Raw genomic sequence first — 18,469 nt, 5'->3', positions numbered from 1 at the left:
GTCCATGCGCTTTTCACAGTCCTTCCTCGACGAGATACGCGACCGCGTTCCGATTTCGGACGTGATCGGCAAGCGCGTCACCTGGGACCGGCGCAAGACCAATGTCCCGCGCGGCGACTACTGGGCCTGCTGCCCCTTCCATGGGGAGAAGTCGCCGAGCTTCCACTGCGAGGATCGCAAGGGCCGCTATCATTGCTTCGGCTGCGGCGTTTCCGGCGACCATTTCCGATTCCTGACCGATCTCGAAGGCCTGAGCTTCCCCGAAGCCGTGCAGCAGATCGCCGACTTGGCAGGTGTCGCCATGCCGCAGCCGGACCCTCAGGCCGAGCGGCGGGAGAAGGAACGCACGAGCCTGCTCGACGTGATGGAACTGGCGACGCAGTTCTTCCAGGATCAGCTCCAGACGGCAAACGGCGCGAAGGCGCGCGCCTATCTGCGCGAGCGCGGTTTGAACGGTCGCACGATCGAGACATTTCGACTGGGCTTTGCGCCTGACAGCCGCAATGCGCTGAAGGAGTTTCTTGCCGGCAAGGGCGTCGGCAAGGAGCAGATCGAGGATTGCGGCCTTGTGGTGCACGGGCCGGATATACCGGTCTCCTATGACCGCTTCCGCGACCGCATCATGTTTCCGATCCTCTCCTCGCGCGAGAAAGTGATCGCTTTCGGCGGCCGCGCCATGTCGCCGGATGCGCCGGCCAAATATCTGAATTCGAACGAGACCGAGCTCTTCCACAAGGGCAATGTGCTCTTCAATTTCACGCGCGCCCGACGCGCTTCGCAAGGCGCGGACGGGGCGGGAACGATCATAGCCGTCGAAGGCTATATGGACGTGATCGCGCTCCATCAGGCCGGCATCGAGAATGCAGTGGCGCCGCTCGGCACGGCGCTCACCGAAAACCAGCTCGACCTTCTCTGGAAGATGACGCCGCAGCCGGTGCTTTGCTTCGACGGTGACGGTGCAGGCATTCGCGCGGCCAATCGCGCGGTCGATCTGGCGCTGCCGCATCTGAAGCCTGGACGTTCCGTCCGCTTCGCCATGCTGCCGGATGGCAAGGACCCCGACGACCTCGTGCGCCACGAGGGACGCGAGCCGTTCGACAAGGTGCTCGCCAACGCTCGCTCGCTCGCCGAAATGGTATGGCTGCGCGAAGTTCAGGGCGGTGACTTCGACACGCCGGAAAAGCGCGCCGAACTGGAAGCGCGTCTGAGGCAGGTGACCTCCGTCATTGCCGACGAGAGCGTGCGCCGCCATTACGGCCAGGATATGCGCGACCGGTTGAATGCCTTCCTGCAAGGCAGCGCGCCGCCGTTCAGGAGCCAACGACGGTCGTTCGACCGGGGTGGGCGCCAAGGCGGCAGAAGGTCGATGCCGCCTACCGATCCTGTGATGGGCGCAGTTGTTGAAGCCGGGACCGCGGGTAGTTCGAAGCTTAACCAGATGATGAAGGCGGCTCGTTCCGTGCGGCCGCCAGTGCTGCGCGAAAGCGTGCTTGCACTCACCATTGTCAATCACCCGCAACTGCTGTTCGATGAATATGATGAAATATCGACCATCGAATTCGATCACCGCGACCTGCAGCGCTGCTGGGCCGCGGTCCTCAATGCCGCGGCGACTAACGGGCCGCGACTGACGCGGGAAAGTCTCGTGGAGCAACTGGAGGCCGAGGGATTTGGTGCGCTCATCGGCGCGCTCGACCAGCAAGTCCGCTACGCCCGGCTGTGGACGGCGACGATCGCGGCGGCGACCGAGGACGCGCGCGAAGGCTATCTCCAGGCCCTCACGCTCCACCGCCGGACGAAAGCACTCCTCTGGCAGAAGCGGGAGCTGGAACGCGAGATCGCCGAGGCGGCCGCGGCCCAGGATATCGAACAGGGCCAGCGCCTCGTGCGGGCCATGGAGGAGGTGCAGCTCGAACTTCACCGCATGGACAAGCTCGAGGCGATCATCGAGGGTTTTGGCGTGCTCTCCGGGCGCGTGAAGGGTCCAGCTGCGCGGTAGGTTTTTTTCCGAATGTTGAGGCTGCCCTCATCCGCCTGCCGGCACCTTTTCGCGGGCGCGGTGAGAAGGATCACGCGGGCACTATCGAGCCGCAGGCGCGACACACCCTCGCCCGACTGCGGGAAGAGGGCAGGGCCAGGGGTAATCCTCCGCCAGTTTGCATCCGACCTACCGAGACGCCATACTGCCCCGCCCGACGAAAGCGATTCCATGCACGATAGCCACAACAGCACTGCCGCGCGCCTGTTCGAAACGGAAGGCACCGGCAATCCTCTCGACGTTCTCAAACGCGTCTACGGCTATTCGGCCTTCCGCGGCAAACAGCAGGATGTCGTCGAGCATGTGGTGGCAGGCGGCGATGCGGTCGTTCTTTTCCCGACGGGTGCCGGCAAATCGCTGTGCTTCCAGGTTCCAGCACTCTGCCGCAACGGCGTCGGCATCGTCGTCTCTCCGCTGATCGCGCTGATGCGCGACCAGGTGGAAGCGCTGAAGCAACTCGGCGTTCGTGCCGCCGCGCTCAATTCCTCGCTGACACGCGACGAGGCGATTGCGGTCCGCCATTCGCTTGCCGCAGGCGCGCTTGATCTACTCTATGTCACGCCTGAGCGCGCCGTCACGGATGCCTTCGCCGACATGGTCGCCGATACGGACATAGCGCTTTTTGCGATCGACGAGGCCCATTGCGTTTCCCAATGGGGACATGACTTCCGGCCGGAATATCGCGGCCTCGGCTGTCTCGCATCCCGTTTTCCCGGCGTCCCGCGCATCGCGCTCACGGCGACGGCCGACCCGCACACGCGGGACGACATCATCAAGCGGCTGGGGCTCGACCGCGCGCGGGTTTTCACCACCAGCTTCGACCGGCCGAACATCGCCTACGAGATCGTCGAACGCGACCAGCCGCGCCAGCAGCTCCTGCGTTTCCTGTCCCGCTTCAAGGATGCGAGCGGCATCGTCTATTGTCTGTCGCGCGCCAAGGTTGATGACACGGCGGAATGGTTGAACACGCAAGGGATACGCGCGCTTCCCTATCATGCCGGTATGGATCGGGCGTTGCGCGATGCCCATCAGGACGCATTCCTAAAGGAAGAAAGGCTGTGCCTCGTCGCGACGGTGGCGTTCGGCATGGGAATCGACAAGCCGGACGTGCGCTATGTCGCCCATCTCGACCTGCCGGGCTCGGTCGAGGCCTATTATCAGGAGACCGGCAGGGCGGGGCGCGACGGGCTGCCTTCCGAGGTCTGGATGGCCTATGGCATGGCCGACGTCATTCAGCGCCGAAGAATGATCGATGAGGGCGGCTCGCCCGAGGAGATCAAGCGCATCGAACGGGGCAAGCTCAACACGCTGCTCGCGATCTGCGAGACGGCCGGTTGCCGGCGGCAGGCAATCCTCGCGCATTTCGGCGAGGCGCATCCCGGCCGCTGCGGCCACTGCGACACCTGCCTGAAACCAGTCGAGACCTGGGACGGAACGGAAGCCGCGATCAAGGCGCTTGCCGCCGTCTACCGGACCGGCGAGCGTTTCGGTGCTGGTCACGTGATCGACGTGCTGATGGGAACGATCAACGAGAAGACCGAACGATTTGGCCATGTCGATATGCCGGTGTTCGGCGCCGGCAAGGATCTGCCGCCACGCACCTGGCAATCGGTTTTCCGGCAGTTGCTTGCCGCCGGGCTGATCAAGGTCGACCATTCCGCCTTCGGCGCGCTGCAGCTCGAACCCGAGGCGCGCAGCGTCTTTCGTCGCGAACGACAGGTTCTTTTCCGCAAAGACCGTCCGAGTTCCGGCAAGGCCGCGCGCGGGACGAAATCTGCGACGGCGCGCGAGCGTTCGGACCTGGCCGGCTCCGATCTCGAGCTCTTCGAAAAGCTACGGTCGCAGCGCCTCGCGATTGCCCGCGACATGGACGTGCCGCCCTATGTCGTGTTCCCGGATACGACACTGATTGCACTCGCCAAGCAGCGGCCGCGCGGCTTCGAGGATCTCCTTGATGTTCCCGGCATCGGCGAGAGCAAGCGGGAGAAGTATGGCGAAGCTTTCCTGGCGGTGATCGATGCGTTTGAAGAAGGCGGTGGTTGATCCGGTTCGGCCAAGGTGCGCTGTGCTCATTCACGACGCAGACGCGCCGTGGCTGGATCCCTGTAACGAGCACAGGGATTGTCACAGGGATCCAGCAGCGCCGCGTCGGCGGCGCGGAAGACGCTTGAATCCCGCGCGTTTCACCTCGACAATGCAGCGAGAATTTGCTGTGCGTCGCTAGCCATCGTGCTATTTGTCTAGACAAACTCCTTTGTTCGAAAGCGGCCTCTCATGACCTCTGCCTTTCTTACTCACCTCCGCTCGGAACTCGACGGTCTCAAGGCGGCCGGGCTTTACAAATCCGAGCGCGTCATCACCTCCAAACAATCGGGTGAAATCGAGGTCGCTTCCGGTGATCGGGTTCTGAATTTCTGCGCCAACAATTACCTCGGCCTCGCCGATAACGAGGAGCTTGCCGAGGCCGCCAAGAAGGCGCTCGACCGATACGGCTACGGCATGGCGTCGGTGCGCTTCATCTGCGGCACGCAGGAAGAACACAAACAGCTCGAAGCCCGGATCTCTTCTTTCCTGCGCATGGAAGACACGATCCTCTATTCCTCCTGCTTCGACGCCAATGGCGGGCTGTTCGAGACGCTGCTCGGAGAGGAAGACGCGGTCATTTCGGATGCGTTAAACCACGCTTCGATCATTGATGGCGTGCGCCTTTCCAAGGCGAAGCGGTTCCGTTACGCCAATAACGACATGGCGGCGCTGGAAGAGGAACTGAAAAAGGCAGAAGGCAGCCGCTTCAAGCTGATCGCCACGGATGGCGTCTTCTCGATGGACGGTATCGTCGCCAACCTGCGGGGCGTCTGCGATCTTGCGGAAAAATACGGCGCGATGGTGATGGTGGACGATAGCCACGCGGTCGGCTTCGTCGGTAAGCATGGGCGTGGTTCGGCCGAACATTGCGGCGTCGAAGGCCGGGTGGACATTATCACCGGCACGCTCGGCAAGGCGCTTGGCGGGGCATCGGGCGGCTACACGTCGGCCAAGGCAGACGTCGTCGAGTGGCTGCGCCAGCGATCGCGGCCCTATCTCTTCTCCAACACGCTTGCACCGGTGATCGCGGCTACATCCCTCAAAGTTTTCGAACTGATCGAGAACGGCGATCACCTGCGCCAGCGGCTCTATGCGAATGCGGCGCTCTTCCGCGCGGAAATGTCGAAGCTCGGCTTCACGCTTGCGGGCGAAGGTCATCCGATCATCCCGGTCATGCTCGGTGATGCGGCGCTGGCGCAGGAAATGGCGGCACGCATGCTCGACAAGCGCGTCTATGTCATCGGCTTTTCCTTCCCGGTGGTGCCGAAGGGACAGGCGCGCATCCGCACGCAGATGTCGGCTGCGCATAGCGAACAGGACGTCCGGCGCGCGATTGACGCGTTCGAGGAGGTGGGACGCGAACTGAGTGTGATTTGAGGGGCAACACAAGCGATGAGGGAGCCGCGCGCTGCGGACAAGTGAGGACATTGCGATGACCAACATGATGAAGGCGCTGGTCAAGACGAGACCTGAGGTTGGCCTCTGGATGGAGCGCGTGCCGGTGCCGGAGGTCGGGCCGAACGACGTTCTGATCCGTGTCAAGAAATCGGCGATCTGCGGCACCGACGTGCATATTTGGAACTGGGATCAGTGGGCGCAGAAGACGATTCCGGTGCCGATGGTGGTCGGCCACGAATTCATGGGCGAGATCGCTGAAGTCGGCTCCGCTGTCACCAAACATCATGTCGGCGAGCGTGTCTCCGGCGAGGGCCATATCGTCTGCGGCAAGTGCCGCAACTGCCGGGCGGGCAGGGGGCATCTCTGCCGCAACACGCTCGGCGTCGGCGTCAACCGCCCGGGTGCCTTCGCCGAGTTCGTCTGCCTTCCGGAGTATAATGTCGTGTCGATGCCCGACGACGTGCCGGATGAGATCGCCGCGATCTTCGATCCCTTCGGCAATGCAGTGCATACGGCGCTCTCCTTCGATCTTGTCGGCGAAGACGTGCTCGTCACCGGTGCCGGACCGATCGGGATCATGGGCGCGATGGTCGCCAAGCGGTCCGGCGCCCGCAAGGTGGTGATCACCGACATCAATCCCGTTCGGCTCGATCTCGCGCGCAAGGTCGGCATCGATTACGTCGTCGACGCGTCCAAGGAGAACCTGGCGGACGTGATGCGGTCGATCGGCATGACCGAGGGTTTCGACGTCGGCCTCGAAATGTCGGGCGCCGCATCTGCCTTCCGCGACATGATCGACAAGATGAACAATGGCGGCAAGATCGCCATTCTCGGCATCGCGCCCGCCGGTTTCGAGATCGATTGGAATAAGGTCATCTTCAAGATGCTCAATCTCAAGGGCATTTACGGGCGCGAAATGTTCGAGACCTGGTACAAGATGATCGCCTTCGTCCAGGGCGGATTGGACCTATCGCCGGTCATTACCCATCGGATCGGCATCGACGATTTCCGCGAGGGCTTCGAGGCGATGCGCTCCGGCAACTCGGGCAAGGTGGTGATGGATTGGATGTAACCGACGCGCCCACGGTTCCGACGGCGATCTCTATAATTTTAGCGGGCGCGCACCATTCGGCTGGTGCGGCTTCATCGCGGCAACAGCGCCTTGTCGGGGAAAAAGGCCGCAACCCTTGTCTTTTTAAAGGCCGTTCCTACATCTTGAGCGAAAGCTGATAAACAGCGCAGAAACCCGCGGAGAAGCGTTTTTTGCCGATTTACGCGGTTTTTCACCGGAAATGCTTGACGGGACCGAAAATTCTGGGAATCACCATTTCAAGCAGAAATGGCGATATGGTACGGCGGATAGGAAATCATGCCAGGGACGAGTCAGTGGCAGGACTGTCGGAGCTTGCCCGTTCAATCGCGATCGCTATCGTGGTTAATCAGGAATTAAACTTCATCCCGTTACGTCAGGGGAAATGATTCGGTGGCGGGTACGCGGCGTACCCGGACCTCCGAGCAGTATTGGCACCGGGCTTACGCCGGTTGCGACAAGGAAAGCGACGAATAAATGGCAACCAAAGTCAAAGAAAACGAAGAAGCAGACGTTGAACGCGAAGGCGCTCCGGACGGCCCGCTTCTCGATCTTTCCGACGACGCTGTCAAGAAGATGATCAAGGCCGCCAAGAAGCGCGGCTATGTGACGATGGACGAGCTCAACTCCGTTCTTCCCTCCGAGGAGGTTACCTCCGAGCAGATCGAAGACACGATGTCCATGCTTTCGGACATGGGCATCAACGTCATCGAGGACGAGGAAGCCGAGGAAGCGGCCGGCGGCGACGACGAGGACAGCAGCGACGAGGGCGAGAGCGAGGGCGGCGAACTGGCCACCTCCACCGGCACCGCGCTTGCGGCCGGAAAGAAGAAAGAGCCGACCGACCGTACCGACGACCCCGTGCGCATGTATCTGCGCGAAATGGGCTCGGTGGAGCTTCTCTCCCGCGAAGGCGAAATCGCGATCGCCAAGCGTATCGAGGCCGGCCGCGAGACGATGATCGCGGGTCTCTGCGAAAGCCCGCTTACTTTCCAGGCACTGATCATCTGGCGCGACGAACTGAACGAAGGCCAGACGCTTCTGCGCGAGATCATCGATCTCGAAACCACCTATTCCGGTCCCGAGGCCAAGGCTGCCCCGCAGTTCCAGAGCGCGGAAAAGATCGAGGCGGACCGCAAGGCTGCCGAAGAGAAGGAAAAGGTGCGCAAGACGCGTGCGGCGGCCAATGACGACGACATCACCAATGTCGGCGGCGACAGTCAGCCGGTCGAGGAAGAGGAGGAGGACGATGATGAATCGAACCTCTCGCTCGCCGCGATGGAAGCCGAACTGCGTCCGCAGGTGATGGAGACGCTCGACATCATCGCCGAGACCTATAAGAAGCTCAGGAAGCTCCAGGACCAGCAGGTCGAAGCGCGTCTTGCTGCGACCGGCACGCTCTCGCCGGCGCAGGAGCGCCGCTACAAGGAGCTGAAGGATGAGCTGATCAAGGCGGTGAAGTCGCTGTCGCTCAACCAGAACCGCATCGACGCGCTGGTCGAGCAGCTCTATGACATTTCCAAGCGGCTCATGCAGAACGAAGGCCGGCTGCTGCGTCTTGCCGAATCCTACGGCGTCAAGCGCGACTCGTTCCTGGAGCAATATTCTGGCGCCGAGCTCGACCCGAACTGGATGAAGTCGATCAGCAATCTCGCCGGCAAGGGCTGGAAGGAATTCGCCAGGGCCGAGAACCAGACGATCCGCGATATCCGCCAGGAGATCCAGAATCTTGCGACCGAGACCGGCATCTCCATCGCCGAGTTCCGCCGCATCGTGTCGATGGTGCAGAAGGGCGAGCGTGAAGCGCGCATCGCCAAGAAGGAAATGGTCGAGGCCAACCTGCGCCTGGTGATTTCCATCGCCAAGAAATACACGAACCGGGGCTTGCAGTTCCTCGATCTCATTCAGGAAGGCAATATCGGCCTGATGAAAGCGGTTGATAAGTTCGAGTACCGTCGGGGCTACAAGTTCTCGACCTACGCGACCTGGTGGATCCGGCAGGCGATCACCCGTTCGATCGCCGACCAGGCCCGCACGATCCGCATTCCGGTGCATATGATCGAGACGATCAACAAGATCGTCCGCACCTCGCGCCAGATGCTGCACGAGATCGGCCGCGAGCCGACGCCGGAGGAACTGGCGGAAAAACTCGCCATGCCGCTCGAGAAGGTGCGCAAGGTCTTGAAGATCGCCAAGGAGCCGATCTCGCTCGAAACGCCGGTCGGTGACGAAGAGGATTCGCATCTCGGCGATTTCATCGAGGACAAGAACGCGCTGCTGCCGATCGATGCCGCCATTCAGGCGAACCTGCGCGAAACGACGACCCGTGTCCTCGCTTCACTGACGCCGCGTGAAGAGCGCGTGCTGCGCATGCGCTTCGGCATCGGCATGAATACCGACCATACGCTTGAGGAGGTCGGGCAGCAGTTCTCGGTCACCCGCGAGCGTATCCGCCAGATCGAAGCGAAGGCACTGCGCAAGCTCAAGCATCCGAGCCGGTCGCGCAAGCTGCGCTCGTTCCTCGACAGCTGAACGTTCTGAGACGCGTTACAAAGAGCCGGGCCCTGTGCCCGGCTTTTTTCATGCGCGCTTGTTCGCCTCTGTGCCTGGGACTATACTTTCCGGCTTGCACCGAAAGGGCACTCTTGGCAGTGCGAGAGGAGTATTGCACCGCAAGGCGTAAACCCGTGCTCTGGAGCGCCGCGCGTTGTGATTAACGCACAACAACGCTCCAGCACTTTGCATCCGGAGCATCTTATCTGCTTTCCCAGCTTTCGGCCGAAAGCAGGTGCTCTAAGGGGAGGTGTCAGATGACCACTTACGTCGTGCTTCTCAATTGGACCGAGCAGGGCATCAAGAACGTTCGCGAGTCTCCGAAGCGGCTGGATGCCGCCAGGAAGCTGCTCCAAGAGATGGGCGGCTCCTTCAAGGACTTTTACCTCACCATGGGCGAATACGACATGGTCGCAATTTGCGAGGCGCCGGACGATGCGGTGGCCGCGCGGTTTGCGCTCACCCTCGGCATGAACGGCAATGTGCGGACCCGCACGTTGAAAGCTTTTCCCGAGGCTGCCTATCGTGAACTGATCGGCACGCTCAGCTAAGATAAGTTGGAGCGGGATGCGGAACGCTTTTTCCCATCCTGCTCTGGCGATTAGGAAAGCGTCAGCGGCTGTCGTCAGGAGGCGCGCCGTTTCCTGAGAGGACTTGCGCCGCGCCGCGGAGAGCGTTGCGGAACGCGTCGTCGAAGCTGACGCCGCTCACCTGCCAGCGATGGGTTTTTCCGGCTGCGAGCAATTGCCAGTCGGCAATCCAGCCGAGCGCCGCATCGCTCCATGCGAGCGTACCGGCGAGCGGCACCTCGCCGCCGATCATCCTTGCCAATGCGTTCAACCGCGCCGGTTCCGCCCTTGCCAAGGCGGCGGCGTCAAGCCGTTCGGCTGCAACAACAGCGCTCTCCGGCAGCTTTATCGCAAGGGCGAGGGGTACGGTCGCAGCTTCGAGCGACTGCGCCATATAGGGGCTCTCCTGGCCGTCGCTCGCCAGCACGAAGCTGCGCTGCTGGTCTTTAACGGCAAGGAAGACGGCCAGCCGAGGGCGCGGTGCGAGCCAAGGCTTGCGCCCGAGAGTATGGAGCAGCGGATCGATGGTCGCCGGCTCATAGCGCAGGTCAGGTCATGCGGGCGGTCGTGCGTGCCCTGTTCGTCATGGATCGGAATACCTTCCAGTCGATCGCGGTAGGAAAAGCTTGCAACGAAACTGCCCGCGCGCTGCATGAGCGGCGCCAATGCCGGAAGCTCCAGGATCCGTTGGTCGCCCGACGCTTTTATCAGAACTTCGCCGAGGCATTCGCGAAAGCCGATCTGCCGGTTTTCCTCGGCGGTGCCTGTGACGATCGCGTCGCTCGTGTAGAGATCGCGGACGCTGTCGGCGGCGGCCGCGCCGGCAAACATCGCCAGCAGCATTACAACCGCTCTCTTCCCCACCACCATCGGTCTGCCGCCTCCAGTTGTCTTCGCGATCGGCGGCCAATGCTACAGTGCAAAATATTACAGCGCAGTGCGTCTTTATCTGACGCACAAAGATCGCTGTCACACTTTGAACTGCTGCATGGACTTCGTTCGTCGTGAAGTTGCGATCCTTAAAATCGTTCAACTTCGCTTCAAAACCGATCCTTAACATTTACGTTTTATCAATCTCTCGCAAACGAGAGGTTCCACGATGCGTTGCGTATTTGTCGTCGTCCTCCTGTTGCTGGCCGGCTGCGGAACGGTACCGAGAGAGACCCGGAACGCCTGCGCGGTTTTCGAGCAGCGAGATGGCCTTTTCAACAATTGGCGCCGCGCCGCCTATCAGGCGGAGCGCGAATATGGCGTGCCCGTGCCGGTGCTGATGGCAACGATCTATACGGAGTCCGGCTTCCGTCACAACGCCAAGCCGCCGCGCACCAAGCTCTTCGGATTCATTCCCTGGACGCGGGTTTCCTCGGCCTACGGCTATTCCCAGGCACTCGACGGCACCTGGGCGCGCTACCAAAGCGAGACCGGGCGCTGGACCGCACGCCGATCGGACTTCGGCGACGCCATCCGCTTCATTGCGTGGTACCACAATCAAAGCCACCAGCAGAACGGCATTGCGCTTAACGATCCCTATCGGCTCTATGTTGCCTACTACCATGGCCAAGGCGGCTACGCGCGCGGCAATTGGAGCGACACGGCCAAAACCGGCGCCAAGAGGGCGGCGAATATGGCCGCACTCTACGCGCGTCAGCTGCAGACCTGCGGCGGGTGAGGAGCTTCTTGCCCACAGCGCCGTGCGCCTTCTCAGACGCACAAAGGTCGCTGTGGCACCTTAGAATTGCTGTATGTTTTCATCCTCAAATCGGTGCCGATTTAAGGAAACATGTCGTATCTCCCGCTGCTGCATCCAGACCCGCAACGTCAATCTTGACCATGCCCATCATCGCCTGCTGCACCCGGCCAGCCTTCGCACTGTCGGGGTCGCTGAGATAGCGCATCAGCGCATCCGGAATGATCTGCCAGGATAGGCCGTAGCGATCCTTCAGCCAGCCGCATCGCTGCGGCATCCCGCCTTCGATCAGGCGGTCCCAATAGTAATCGACCTCGGCCTGACCCGCGCATCGGACGAAAAACGAGATCGCCTCGGTGAACTTGAAATGCGGCCCGCCGTTAAGACCCATGAAGTGCTGGCCCTCAAGCTCGAAGCTGGCGGTGAAGGCCTTGCCGTCCGGCCCTCGCTTGATGCCCTCGACGCGGGCATTGCGGAAAATCGAGGTGTAGAATTCGATGGCGTCTTCCAACTGATTGTCGAACCAGAGGAATGGCGTGATCTTCTGCATGGCGTTTCTCCCTTGGGATAGCTCTTGCGAACCGAGGACGATCGGAAAGATGCTCTCCCGACAGCCGCGTCGAATATTTGCAAACTGTCGGAACCTTTCCGCCTCGATCGTCCTTTGTTGTCTTTCAAGCAGAGGAGGTGGACATGTCCTATGTCGATGGTTTTCTCATCGCGGTGCCGAAGGAAAATGTCGAGGCCTATAAGAACCTGGCGCGAAAGGCCGGCGACGTCTGGAAGGAACATGGCGCGCTCGGCTATGTCGAGTGCCTGGGTGACGACGTGCCCTATGGCGAAGTTACGTCCTTTCCGCGCGCGGTACAGGCCAAGGATGACGAGACGGTCGTTTTCTCCTGGGTGCTCTACAAGTCGCGCGAGGACCGCGATGCGATCGTCGCCAAGGTGATGGCGGACCCGCGGCTCCAGGGAGACGAGTGGAAATCCATTTTCGATGGCAAGCGGATGATCTACGGCGGCTTCAAGCCCTTCCTGGAGTTGTAACTTACAGCACCGCGCGTCCTTTCAGACGGACAAGGTGACTGTAACAACTTCGGCTCCCATCTAGGCAACTGCCGCTCGCATGGCCGGATCGCGTGGCGTTCCGGCCATGCGCGTTTCTGTCGATCGTGCTACATTGAATAATTGCCGACCGCCTTCATCGGTTCGAATGGGTGAACCATGCAGTCGCGAGATCGAGCAGGGCAAACGGGAAGACATGCCGCAAACCGCCATCACTATCGCTACAAACGGCCAGGGTCTCTACGAGTTTACTGATGAAGCCGCCGAGTTCGTGCGGCTTTCCGGCGTGACGGAGGGACTCCTGACGGTATTCGTCCGTCATACGTCGGCGTCGCTGCTCATCCAGGAAAACGCCGATCCGGACGTAAAACGCGATCTCAACGAGTTCTTTCGCCGCCTGGTGCCGCCGTCCTCCGACCCGTCCATGCGGTGGATCATCCACACGCAGGAGGGGCCGGACGATATGCCCGCGCATATCAAGGCGGCGCTGACGCAGGTCTCGATCGGTGTCCCGGTCGCCGGCCAGCGCCTGTCGCTCGGTACGTGGCAGGGGATCTATCTTTTCGAGCATCGCGACAGCCCACACCGTCGCGAGGTGATCTTGCATCTCGGCAACTGAGGTCGCTGTGGCACTTTGCGTTGCTGCGTGGTTTTATCCCTAAATCGGTTCCGTTTTTTGAAGGGACGACGCAGTAGAGTAACTGCGCCTTCGAGTTCAGGGGGAGATAATGACAGACGCCCAGACGATCGCCAGCCGCTTCATCGAAGCCCTCAACGATCGCGATTTCGATGCCCTCTCCACGCTTGTCGACGAAGACGTTGCGCTCGATTCCGTTACCGGTCAGCGAACCGTTGGCGTCGGTCCGCTGCGAGCCTGGGTAATGAGCTATCTGCGCCATTTCGACGAGACTTTCAGCGACGTCGTGCTGATGCATGATGCTTTCGGGCAGCGCGTGGCCGCGGACATGACCGCGCGCGGCACTTATCGCGAAACCATGACCGGCTTTCCCGAGGCCTCGGGTCAGTCCTACTCCATTCCGAGCGTCTTCATTTTCGAGATCGAGGATGGTGCCATCACCCGCTTGAGCCACTATCGCAACATTCGCATTTTTGAACAGGAGCTGGCTGGCTGAAGCCGCTCTTCCTCCCTGCAATCTCCAGAATTGCGCTGCAATTCAACGACTTTGCGCAACCGCCGGCGCGCGCGGCGCGCTTTAGCGCGGGAACGAATCCTTTCGCGCTTCGTTCCCTCGAGGAAGGGATTCATCAACCTGAACAGCACATGAACGGAGGGTTCCGGTAGCGTTCAGTTTATCCGGTCTATGTTTGGCTCAATCGCTGAAAAACGATAACCGCCAATGAACCCTCGTTACACCGGAGAATCGCCATGAGAAAATTCCTCGTCAATGCCGCCGTAGCAGCCGTTCTCGGCTTGACCGGTCTTGCCGGTGCGGCCTCCACAGCTTCCGCTGAATCGTTCGTCTTCGAATTCGGCTCTCCGCGCGGCGTCGATGTCCAGTATCGTGATTACGACCGCTACGGCGATGAGCGCGACTGGCGCCGTGACCGCTATCGCCCGGGCTTTGGCGAACGCCGCGGCCGCTGCGCTCCGTGGATCGCCGTCGAGAAGGCACGTGATCGCGGCCTGCGCCGGGCCTATGTAGCCGATGTCTCGCGTCGGCGCGTCGTCGTCGAAGGCCGCCGTCGCGGCTCCAACCAAACGATCGTCTTCGCCAATGTGCGCGGATGCCCATTCATCGGTCGCTGGTAAATTCTCGAATTTCCGTCTTGTCTCCCCCGGCCGACGGAAATGAGCCCCTCACGCCTACAGCGCCGTGCGTCTTTTCAGACGCACAAAGATCGCTGTAGCACTTTGAATTTGCTGCATGTTTTGTCCGTTAATCGGTTCCGATTAAGGAACATGCAGCAGCGTGAGGGGCTCATTGTTTTTCGGCCCAGGCCCATCTTTTGCCGGTCTGAAGATGTCAGAATTGCCCTGAACCTTGCAGGCTCAGGGCCAAACCGGCGCTTACTGGTTGACCGCGAAGGTCACGTTGACGGTGACGGTATAGGCAGTCTCCCCCGTCGCCACCGGCACCGCATCGGCGGCAAATTCCTTGGCCATGCTGCGCACCACCGGGAGCGGCTCGGGCCGCGACGGCTGCTCAGCGAGCTCGATCAGCCGGCCGAGCGAGACGCCGGCCGCTTCGGCGAGCACCCTGGCCTTGGCGATGGCGTCCGCGACGGCCTTCTTGCGCGCCTCGGTGATCACATCCTCCGGCTTGTCATTGGTAAATTCGATGCCGCCGCCCTGGTTGACGCCGAGAGACACCGACTTGTCGAGGATTTCGCCGAGCTTGCCGAGATCGCGGACGCGCACGGTAACGCCGTTGACCACCTGGTAGCCGACCAGTTCCGGCGGCCGGTTGCCGCCGTCATTGTTCGGCGGGTAATTATACTGCGGATTGATCGAGAAGCCGCTGGTCTGCAGGTCGCGCTCGGCGATGCCGCCTTCCTTCAGCGCCGTAAGCACCTCCGCCATCGCCTTGTTGTTGGCGTCGAGCGCCTCGCGCGCGGTTTTCGCATCCTTGACGACGCTCAATTGCAGGATCGCCATGTCGGGCGCCGTGGTCGAGCGGCCCTCACCGGAGACCTTGATAACCGCCTGACGGCCCCTGATGCCATCCGGGCGTCCCTTGCCGTCCCGCTGGCCGCCCCCCTGGCCATCGGCATTATCCTGCGCCGCCGCGACCGCAGCGAACGCCCCGGCAAAAGCGGCGGCCATGGCAACGACATGAATCGTGCGGGCAACGCGTGTAGACATCATGATTGTTTCTCTCCGGTTGTTTTGTCCCTCGATTCCATGCTTATCGATTGTGTAGGCATTGCGGCAATGGCTTGTCGTCAAAAAGGTTTTCGGTTAGAGCCATTGCCATACGCGAATTACCATTGGTTCGCGGCGACTGCGACAGTCGACAGGGCCTGTAGCTCAATGGTTAGAGCCGGCGGCTCATAACCGCTTGGTTGGGGGTTCGAGTCCCTCCGGGCCCACCATTTTCCTTTAAAATCAATTAGTTAAGGGGCGGTTTGCCAACTGGATTTTGGCAAGCTTGGCAAACAATTGGCAACAAAAAAGGCGGCTGAAGCGCCGCCCTCTTTTGATTCGCCGGTTCTTGCTCAAATCATTCGCCGCCGCCGACCACCCGCAGGCGAGGCTTTTTGGCCCGCTTTTCATGGTATTCCTCCAGCCGCCGGGTTCCCTCGACCGTCAATCTGAGCTTGCTTGCTCCCTTTGCATAGTTGACCACCTCATCGAGGGTGGTGTGCCCGAGCATGTCTTTCTGCTGCATTTCGGAGGCGCCCGCTTCGGTCAGATCGCCGCCATAGGATTTCCGCAAGCCGTGCAAGGTATAGCCCTTCGGCATGCCCGCTTGGTGCGTCCAATGCGCCATCATTCCGGTCAAGGACTTCTCCGAAAAAGGTACGCCATAGCCGTTCAAAAGCACGAATTCCTTGTCGCGGCGCAGAGGCTCCAAGGCTTCGGGTTGACGACCGGCGTGTTCTGAATGGGATTTACTGGCGTCTTCGGACCGGCTCGCCGTGGGCGGACATTCCCGAGCGCTACGGCCCGTATACGACCTGCTACAACCGCTTCGTCAGATGGCGCAAGGCGGGCGTATGGGACCGGCTCTTCGATGCTGTGTCAATGGCTTACGATGGCGATGTGCAGATGATCGACAGCTCGTCGATCCGGGTTCATCAGCATGGTGCCAACGGTAAAAAGGGGACGCGCCGGATACCGCCCCCGGGGCGTGAGCCTGACGACAGATGCATGGGGCGCTCGCGCGGTGGAGTGACCACTAAGATCCACGCGCTGGTCGATGCGCGCGGCCTGCCGATCGCGCTCAAGCTGACGCCCGGACAAGCACACGATGGCAGGAGCGCCGCCGACATGCTCGATACGCTCGGCGGCGGCGACGTGCTGCTCGCCGATCGCGCCTACGACAGTGATGCCTTGCGCCTCGAGATGGCCGCGCGCGGCGTATGGGCCAACATCAAGCCGATGCCCGGCCGCAAACGCCGCCCGCCGTTCAGCGCCTTTCTCTATCGCTACCGCAACCTCGTCGAACGCTTCTTCAGCAAACTCAAGCACTTCCGTGCCATCGCCACCCGCTTCGAAAAGCACAGCGAAAACTACCTTGCTCTCGTCAAACTCGCTTCAGCCAAAATCTGGTTGCGGCTTTACGAGCCGGTGAGCTAGAAAGGCCCCTCGGACGCTCGGAGAGGCGTTCAGGCAGGAGCCCGACCATGATCAAGATGAGCGTCTACTATCCGGCCGATGGCGGCTCGAAGTTCGATCACGACTACTACCGCACCCGCCACATGCCACTGATCCAGGAACGGCTCGGCGATGCCTGCCTGCGCTACGAGATCGATAAGGGCCTTGCGGGTCGCGAACCTGGAAGCGCGCCGGAGTTCGTCGCGGCGTGCCACGTCTACTCGCCGACCCTGGCGATATTCCAGGAGGCGTTAGGTCCCCACCGCGCGGAGATCGCCGCGGACGTCGCCAACTATACGGACATCGCGCCCATCGTGCAGATCAGCGAAATCGTTGGAGGGTAGGGGCTTCGGCGCGTCAGACGTAGCCGTTCCGGGATCGGCGTAGTGCTGGCGCACCTGATCCATGGTGCCGAACCGGTCGACGATCGGGAACATGTAGTTGCCGTCGAAGCGAAAACTACCTTGCTCTCGTCAAACTCGCTTCAGCCAAAATCTGGATGCGCTTTATGAGTCGGCGACCTAGTGCCCTTCGAGCCCGCGTCTCACAAGTAGGGCGTTGCCCTTTTCGTCGACTTGGAGATCGTAATTGCCAAACAAGTCTGCAGGTAAGTCCCGTACCGAAACAGCATCATACAAATCAGGAGGAACGGCGACATTGTGTAACTTTTCGCCATCCGAAAGGGCAACACCTGTTTGATCCGGGCCACCTTGTTCCACGGTCTCAAAAGGCCAAAAAATGCTGAGGATGTCACCGGACGCGTTGGTCCGTACAAATAAGTTGGCGGCTCTCTTGAACGTCATTTTAGTTCGCCCCCCGTTAGAGAATAATTAACCCACTCGCCTGGGGGGCTCACATTTACGATTGTCGCCCAGTAACGGGTTCCCAAGCTAATGGGGAGGGCCTCAGTGCCCGGGTCCCGAACGGCCAGCACTCCCCGAGCATTTAGGGCTCTAGGAAAGAGAACTTGCGGCCCGATCCAGCTTGGAGGATCCCCAAAGGTATACCACCGCCTCTCAGACTGGCCGGGTTGAAGCCACACTTCACCTAAACTCCATGCCATCCGTCCACCCCTTCTCGTTTTGCGCCCAGGGTAGTTTGCGGGATCAGTCCTGCACCCGGAGCAGCCCCAGAAACAATGTCGTCAAGGAAGTCTGACGTTATCACAGCAACCTTGAGAGGTCACGAGCTAAACCCTAAGCAGAGATTTCGTTGGTGCGCGTCTTGAGCGCCGCGACCCGACGGCCGCCGCCGATCACCGTTTGACACCGGCGGTGACGGCAAGGGAGGAAATTCAGGTGGGCGACGAGGTGGTCGTCCGGAGCGAGATCATCTGGATTGATGATGACGGGACGCCGCGCATTCACATCTTCGGCGGCGACCCGCCGATCCGCATAAGGCGCTCGATGCTTGAGCAAGTGACGCGACCAAAGGAGCCAAAGCCGAGGTCGCGATTTCCCGAAAGGAAGAAGCAAAGGTTCCCGGAAGCCCATGAACGTATCATCGAGGGCGATTTGGCAATTTGGCAAACTATGGAACGGATAGGGAATTCATCCGCCGAAAATTTGGCAAACCCCATTGAAAAGATTGCGATTTTGCTGGCCCTCCGGGCCCACCATTCCCGACATCTTCCACCACTTCCCACCGCCCAAGGAACTCCTCGCCCCGGCAGTCGTTTTCCTCGGTAGTCGCCCAGACCTTTGGA

19 protein-coding genes, 1 tRNA gene and 1 pseudogene are annotated in these 18,469 nt (G+C 61.0%); 15 read left to right on the top strand and 6 right to left on the bottom strand.

Annotated elements, in window-relative coordinates; translation table 11 throughout:
- The first annotated feature begins 4 nt into the window (after positions 1-4).
- The 6 genes from dnaG (at position 5) to PYH37_RS23920 (ending at position 9,715) form a co-directional block, all read left to right on the top strand.
- A complete protein-coding gene (dnaG, locus tag PYH37_RS23945; protein ID WP_280733939.1) occupies positions 5-1,999 on the top strand; it encodes a DNA primase in 1,995 nt (664 codons plus the stop codon).
- Between the two features lie 210 nt (positions 2,000-2,209).
- Complete coding sequence (recQ, locus tag PYH37_RS23940) at positions 2,210-4,081, top strand: DNA helicase RecQ (protein WP_280733938.1); 1,872 nt, start codon at positions 2,210-2,212, stop codon at positions 4,079-4,081.
- Positions 4,082-4,312: 231 nt separating this feature from the next.
- Entirely contained in the window at positions 4,313-5,500 is a 1,188-nt protein-coding gene (locus PYH37_RS23935) for a glycine C-acetyltransferase (protein WP_280733936.1), read from the top strand.
- Between the two features lie 55 nt (positions 5,501-5,555).
- Positions 5,556-6,593, top strand: a complete 1,038-nt coding sequence (tdh, locus tag PYH37_RS23930; RefSeq protein ID WP_280733935.1) for an L-threonine 3-dehydrogenase — start codon at positions 5,556-5,558, stop codon at positions 6,591-6,593.
- Between the two features lie 495 nt (positions 6,594-7,088).
- On the top strand, positions 7,089-9,143 hold the full coding sequence (gene rpoD, locus PYH37_RS23925) for an RNA polymerase sigma factor RpoD (protein WP_280733934.1): 2,055 nt from the start codon (positions 7,089-7,091) through the stop codon (positions 9,141-9,143).
- A gap of 278 nt (positions 9,144-9,421) precedes the next feature.
- The gene (locus PYH37_RS23920; RefSeq protein ID WP_280733933.1) at positions 9,422-9,715 is read left to right on the top strand and encodes a GYD domain-containing protein; all 294 of its coding nucleotides are present in this window, start codon (positions 9,422-9,424) and stop codon (positions 9,713-9,715) included.
- A gap of 61 nt (positions 9,716-9,776) precedes the next feature.
- Here PYH37_RS23920 and PYH37_RS23915 read toward each other — a convergent pair whose 3' ends face one another.
- The gene (locus tag PYH37_RS23915; RefSeq protein ID WP_280736149.1) at positions 9,777-10,250 is read right to left on the bottom strand and encodes a DUF2066 domain-containing protein; all 474 of its coding nucleotides are present in this window, start codon (positions 10,248-10,250) and stop codon (positions 9,777-9,779) included.
- 149 nt (positions 10,251-10,399) lie between these two features.
- A pseudogene (locus tag PYH37_RS32505) lies at positions 10,400-10,564 on the bottom strand (DUF2066 domain-containing protein); the annotation flags it as partial.
- 268 nt (positions 10,565-10,832) lie between these two features.
- On the opposite strand from PYH37_RS32505, the gene PYH37_RS23905 reads away from it, so the two are divergent.
- Positions 10,833-11,402, top strand: a complete 570-nt coding sequence (locus PYH37_RS23905; RefSeq protein WP_280733931.1) for a transglycosylase SLT domain-containing protein — start codon at positions 10,833-10,835, stop codon at positions 11,400-11,402.
- Between the two features lie 85 nt (positions 11,403-11,487).
- Here PYH37_RS23905 and PYH37_RS23900 read toward each other — a convergent pair whose 3' ends face one another.
- Complete coding sequence (locus PYH37_RS23900; protein ID WP_280733930.1) at positions 11,488-11,970, bottom strand: VOC family protein; 483 nt, start codon at positions 11,968-11,970, stop codon at positions 11,488-11,490.
- 143 nt (positions 11,971-12,113) lie between these two features.
- On the opposite strand from PYH37_RS23900, the gene PYH37_RS23895 reads away from it, so the two are divergent.
- The 4 genes from PYH37_RS23895 to PYH37_RS23880 all read left to right on the top strand — a co-directional run bounded on the left by PYH37_RS23895 (position 12,114) and on the right by PYH37_RS23880 (position 14,256).
- Complete coding sequence (locus tag PYH37_RS23895; RefSeq protein WP_280733929.1) at positions 12,114-12,467, top strand: DUF1428 domain-containing protein; 354 nt, start codon at positions 12,114-12,116, stop codon at positions 12,465-12,467.
- Between the two features lie 214 nt (positions 12,468-12,681).
- The gene (locus tag PYH37_RS23890) at positions 12,682-13,104 is read left to right on the top strand and encodes a secondary thiamine-phosphate synthase enzyme YjbQ (protein WP_280733928.1); all 423 of its coding nucleotides are present in this window, start codon (positions 12,682-12,684) and stop codon (positions 13,102-13,104) included.
- A gap of 109 nt (positions 13,105-13,213) precedes the next feature.
- On the top strand, positions 13,214-13,618 hold the full coding sequence (locus PYH37_RS23885; RefSeq protein WP_280733927.1) for a ketosteroid isomerase-related protein: 405 nt from the start codon (positions 13,214-13,216) through the stop codon (positions 13,616-13,618).
- 254 nt (positions 13,619-13,872) lie between these two features.
- Complete coding sequence (locus PYH37_RS23880; protein WP_280733926.1) at positions 13,873-14,256, top strand: hypothetical protein; 384 nt, start codon at positions 13,873-13,875, stop codon at positions 14,254-14,256.
- A 258-nt stretch (positions 14,257-14,514) separates the two neighbouring features.
- On the opposite strand, the gene PYH37_RS23875 is transcribed toward PYH37_RS23880, so the two are convergent.
- Positions 14,515-15,312 carry an SIMPL domain-containing protein gene (locus tag PYH37_RS23875; protein WP_280733924.1) on the bottom strand — a complete coding sequence of 266 codons (798 nt, stop codon included), beginning with the start codon at positions 15,310-15,312 and terminating at the stop codon, positions 14,515-14,517.
- Between the two features lie 151 nt (positions 15,313-15,463).
- Here PYH37_RS23875 and PYH37_RS23870 point away from each other — a divergent pair.
- Positions 15,464-15,539: transfer RNA gene (locus PYH37_RS23870), tRNA-Ile, on the top strand.
- 128 nt (positions 15,540-15,667) lie between these two features.
- Here the strand turns inward: PYH37_RS23870 and PYH37_RS23865 are convergent.
- Positions 15,668-15,949, bottom strand: a complete 282-nt coding sequence (locus tag PYH37_RS23865) for a hypothetical protein (protein WP_280733923.1) — start codon at positions 15,947-15,949, stop codon at positions 15,668-15,670.
- A 44-nt stretch (positions 15,950-15,993) separates the two neighbouring features.
- Between PYH37_RS23865 and PYH37_RS23860 the strand changes: the two genes are divergently transcribed.
- Both PYH37_RS23860 and PYH37_RS23855 read left to right on the top strand, forming a co-directional pair.
- Positions 15,994-16,746, top strand: coding sequence for an IS5 family transposase (locus tag PYH37_RS23860; RefSeq protein ID WP_425336165.1), 753 nt, complete (start codon positions 15,994-15,996; stop codon positions 16,744-16,746).
- 47 nt (positions 16,747-16,793) lie between these two features.
- On the top strand, positions 16,794-17,108 hold the full coding sequence (locus PYH37_RS23855; protein WP_280733921.1) for an EthD family reductase: 315 nt from the start codon (positions 16,794-16,796) through the stop codon (positions 17,106-17,108).
- A gap of 177 nt (positions 17,109-17,285) precedes the next feature.
- On the opposite strand, the gene PYH37_RS23850 is transcribed toward PYH37_RS23855, so the two are convergent.
- Positions 17,286-17,567, bottom strand: a complete 282-nt coding sequence (locus tag PYH37_RS23850) for a hypothetical protein (protein ID WP_280733920.1) — start codon at positions 17,565-17,567, stop codon at positions 17,286-17,288.
- 495 nt (positions 17,568-18,062) lie between these two features.
- On the opposite strand from PYH37_RS23850, the gene PYH37_RS23845 reads away from it, so the two are divergent.
- On the top strand, positions 18,063-18,452 hold the full coding sequence (locus PYH37_RS23845; RefSeq protein ID WP_280733919.1) for a hypothetical protein: 390 nt from the start codon (positions 18,063-18,065) through the stop codon (positions 18,450-18,452).
- Positions 18,453-18,469 lie beyond the last annotated feature (17 nt).

Source organism: Sinorhizobium numidicum, assembly GCF_029892045.1.
Classification (GTDB): domain Bacteria; phylum Pseudomonadota; class Alphaproteobacteria; order Rhizobiales; family Rhizobiaceae; genus Sinorhizobium; species Sinorhizobium numidicum.
This window is presented reverse-complemented; position numbering and strand designations above follow the sequence as displayed.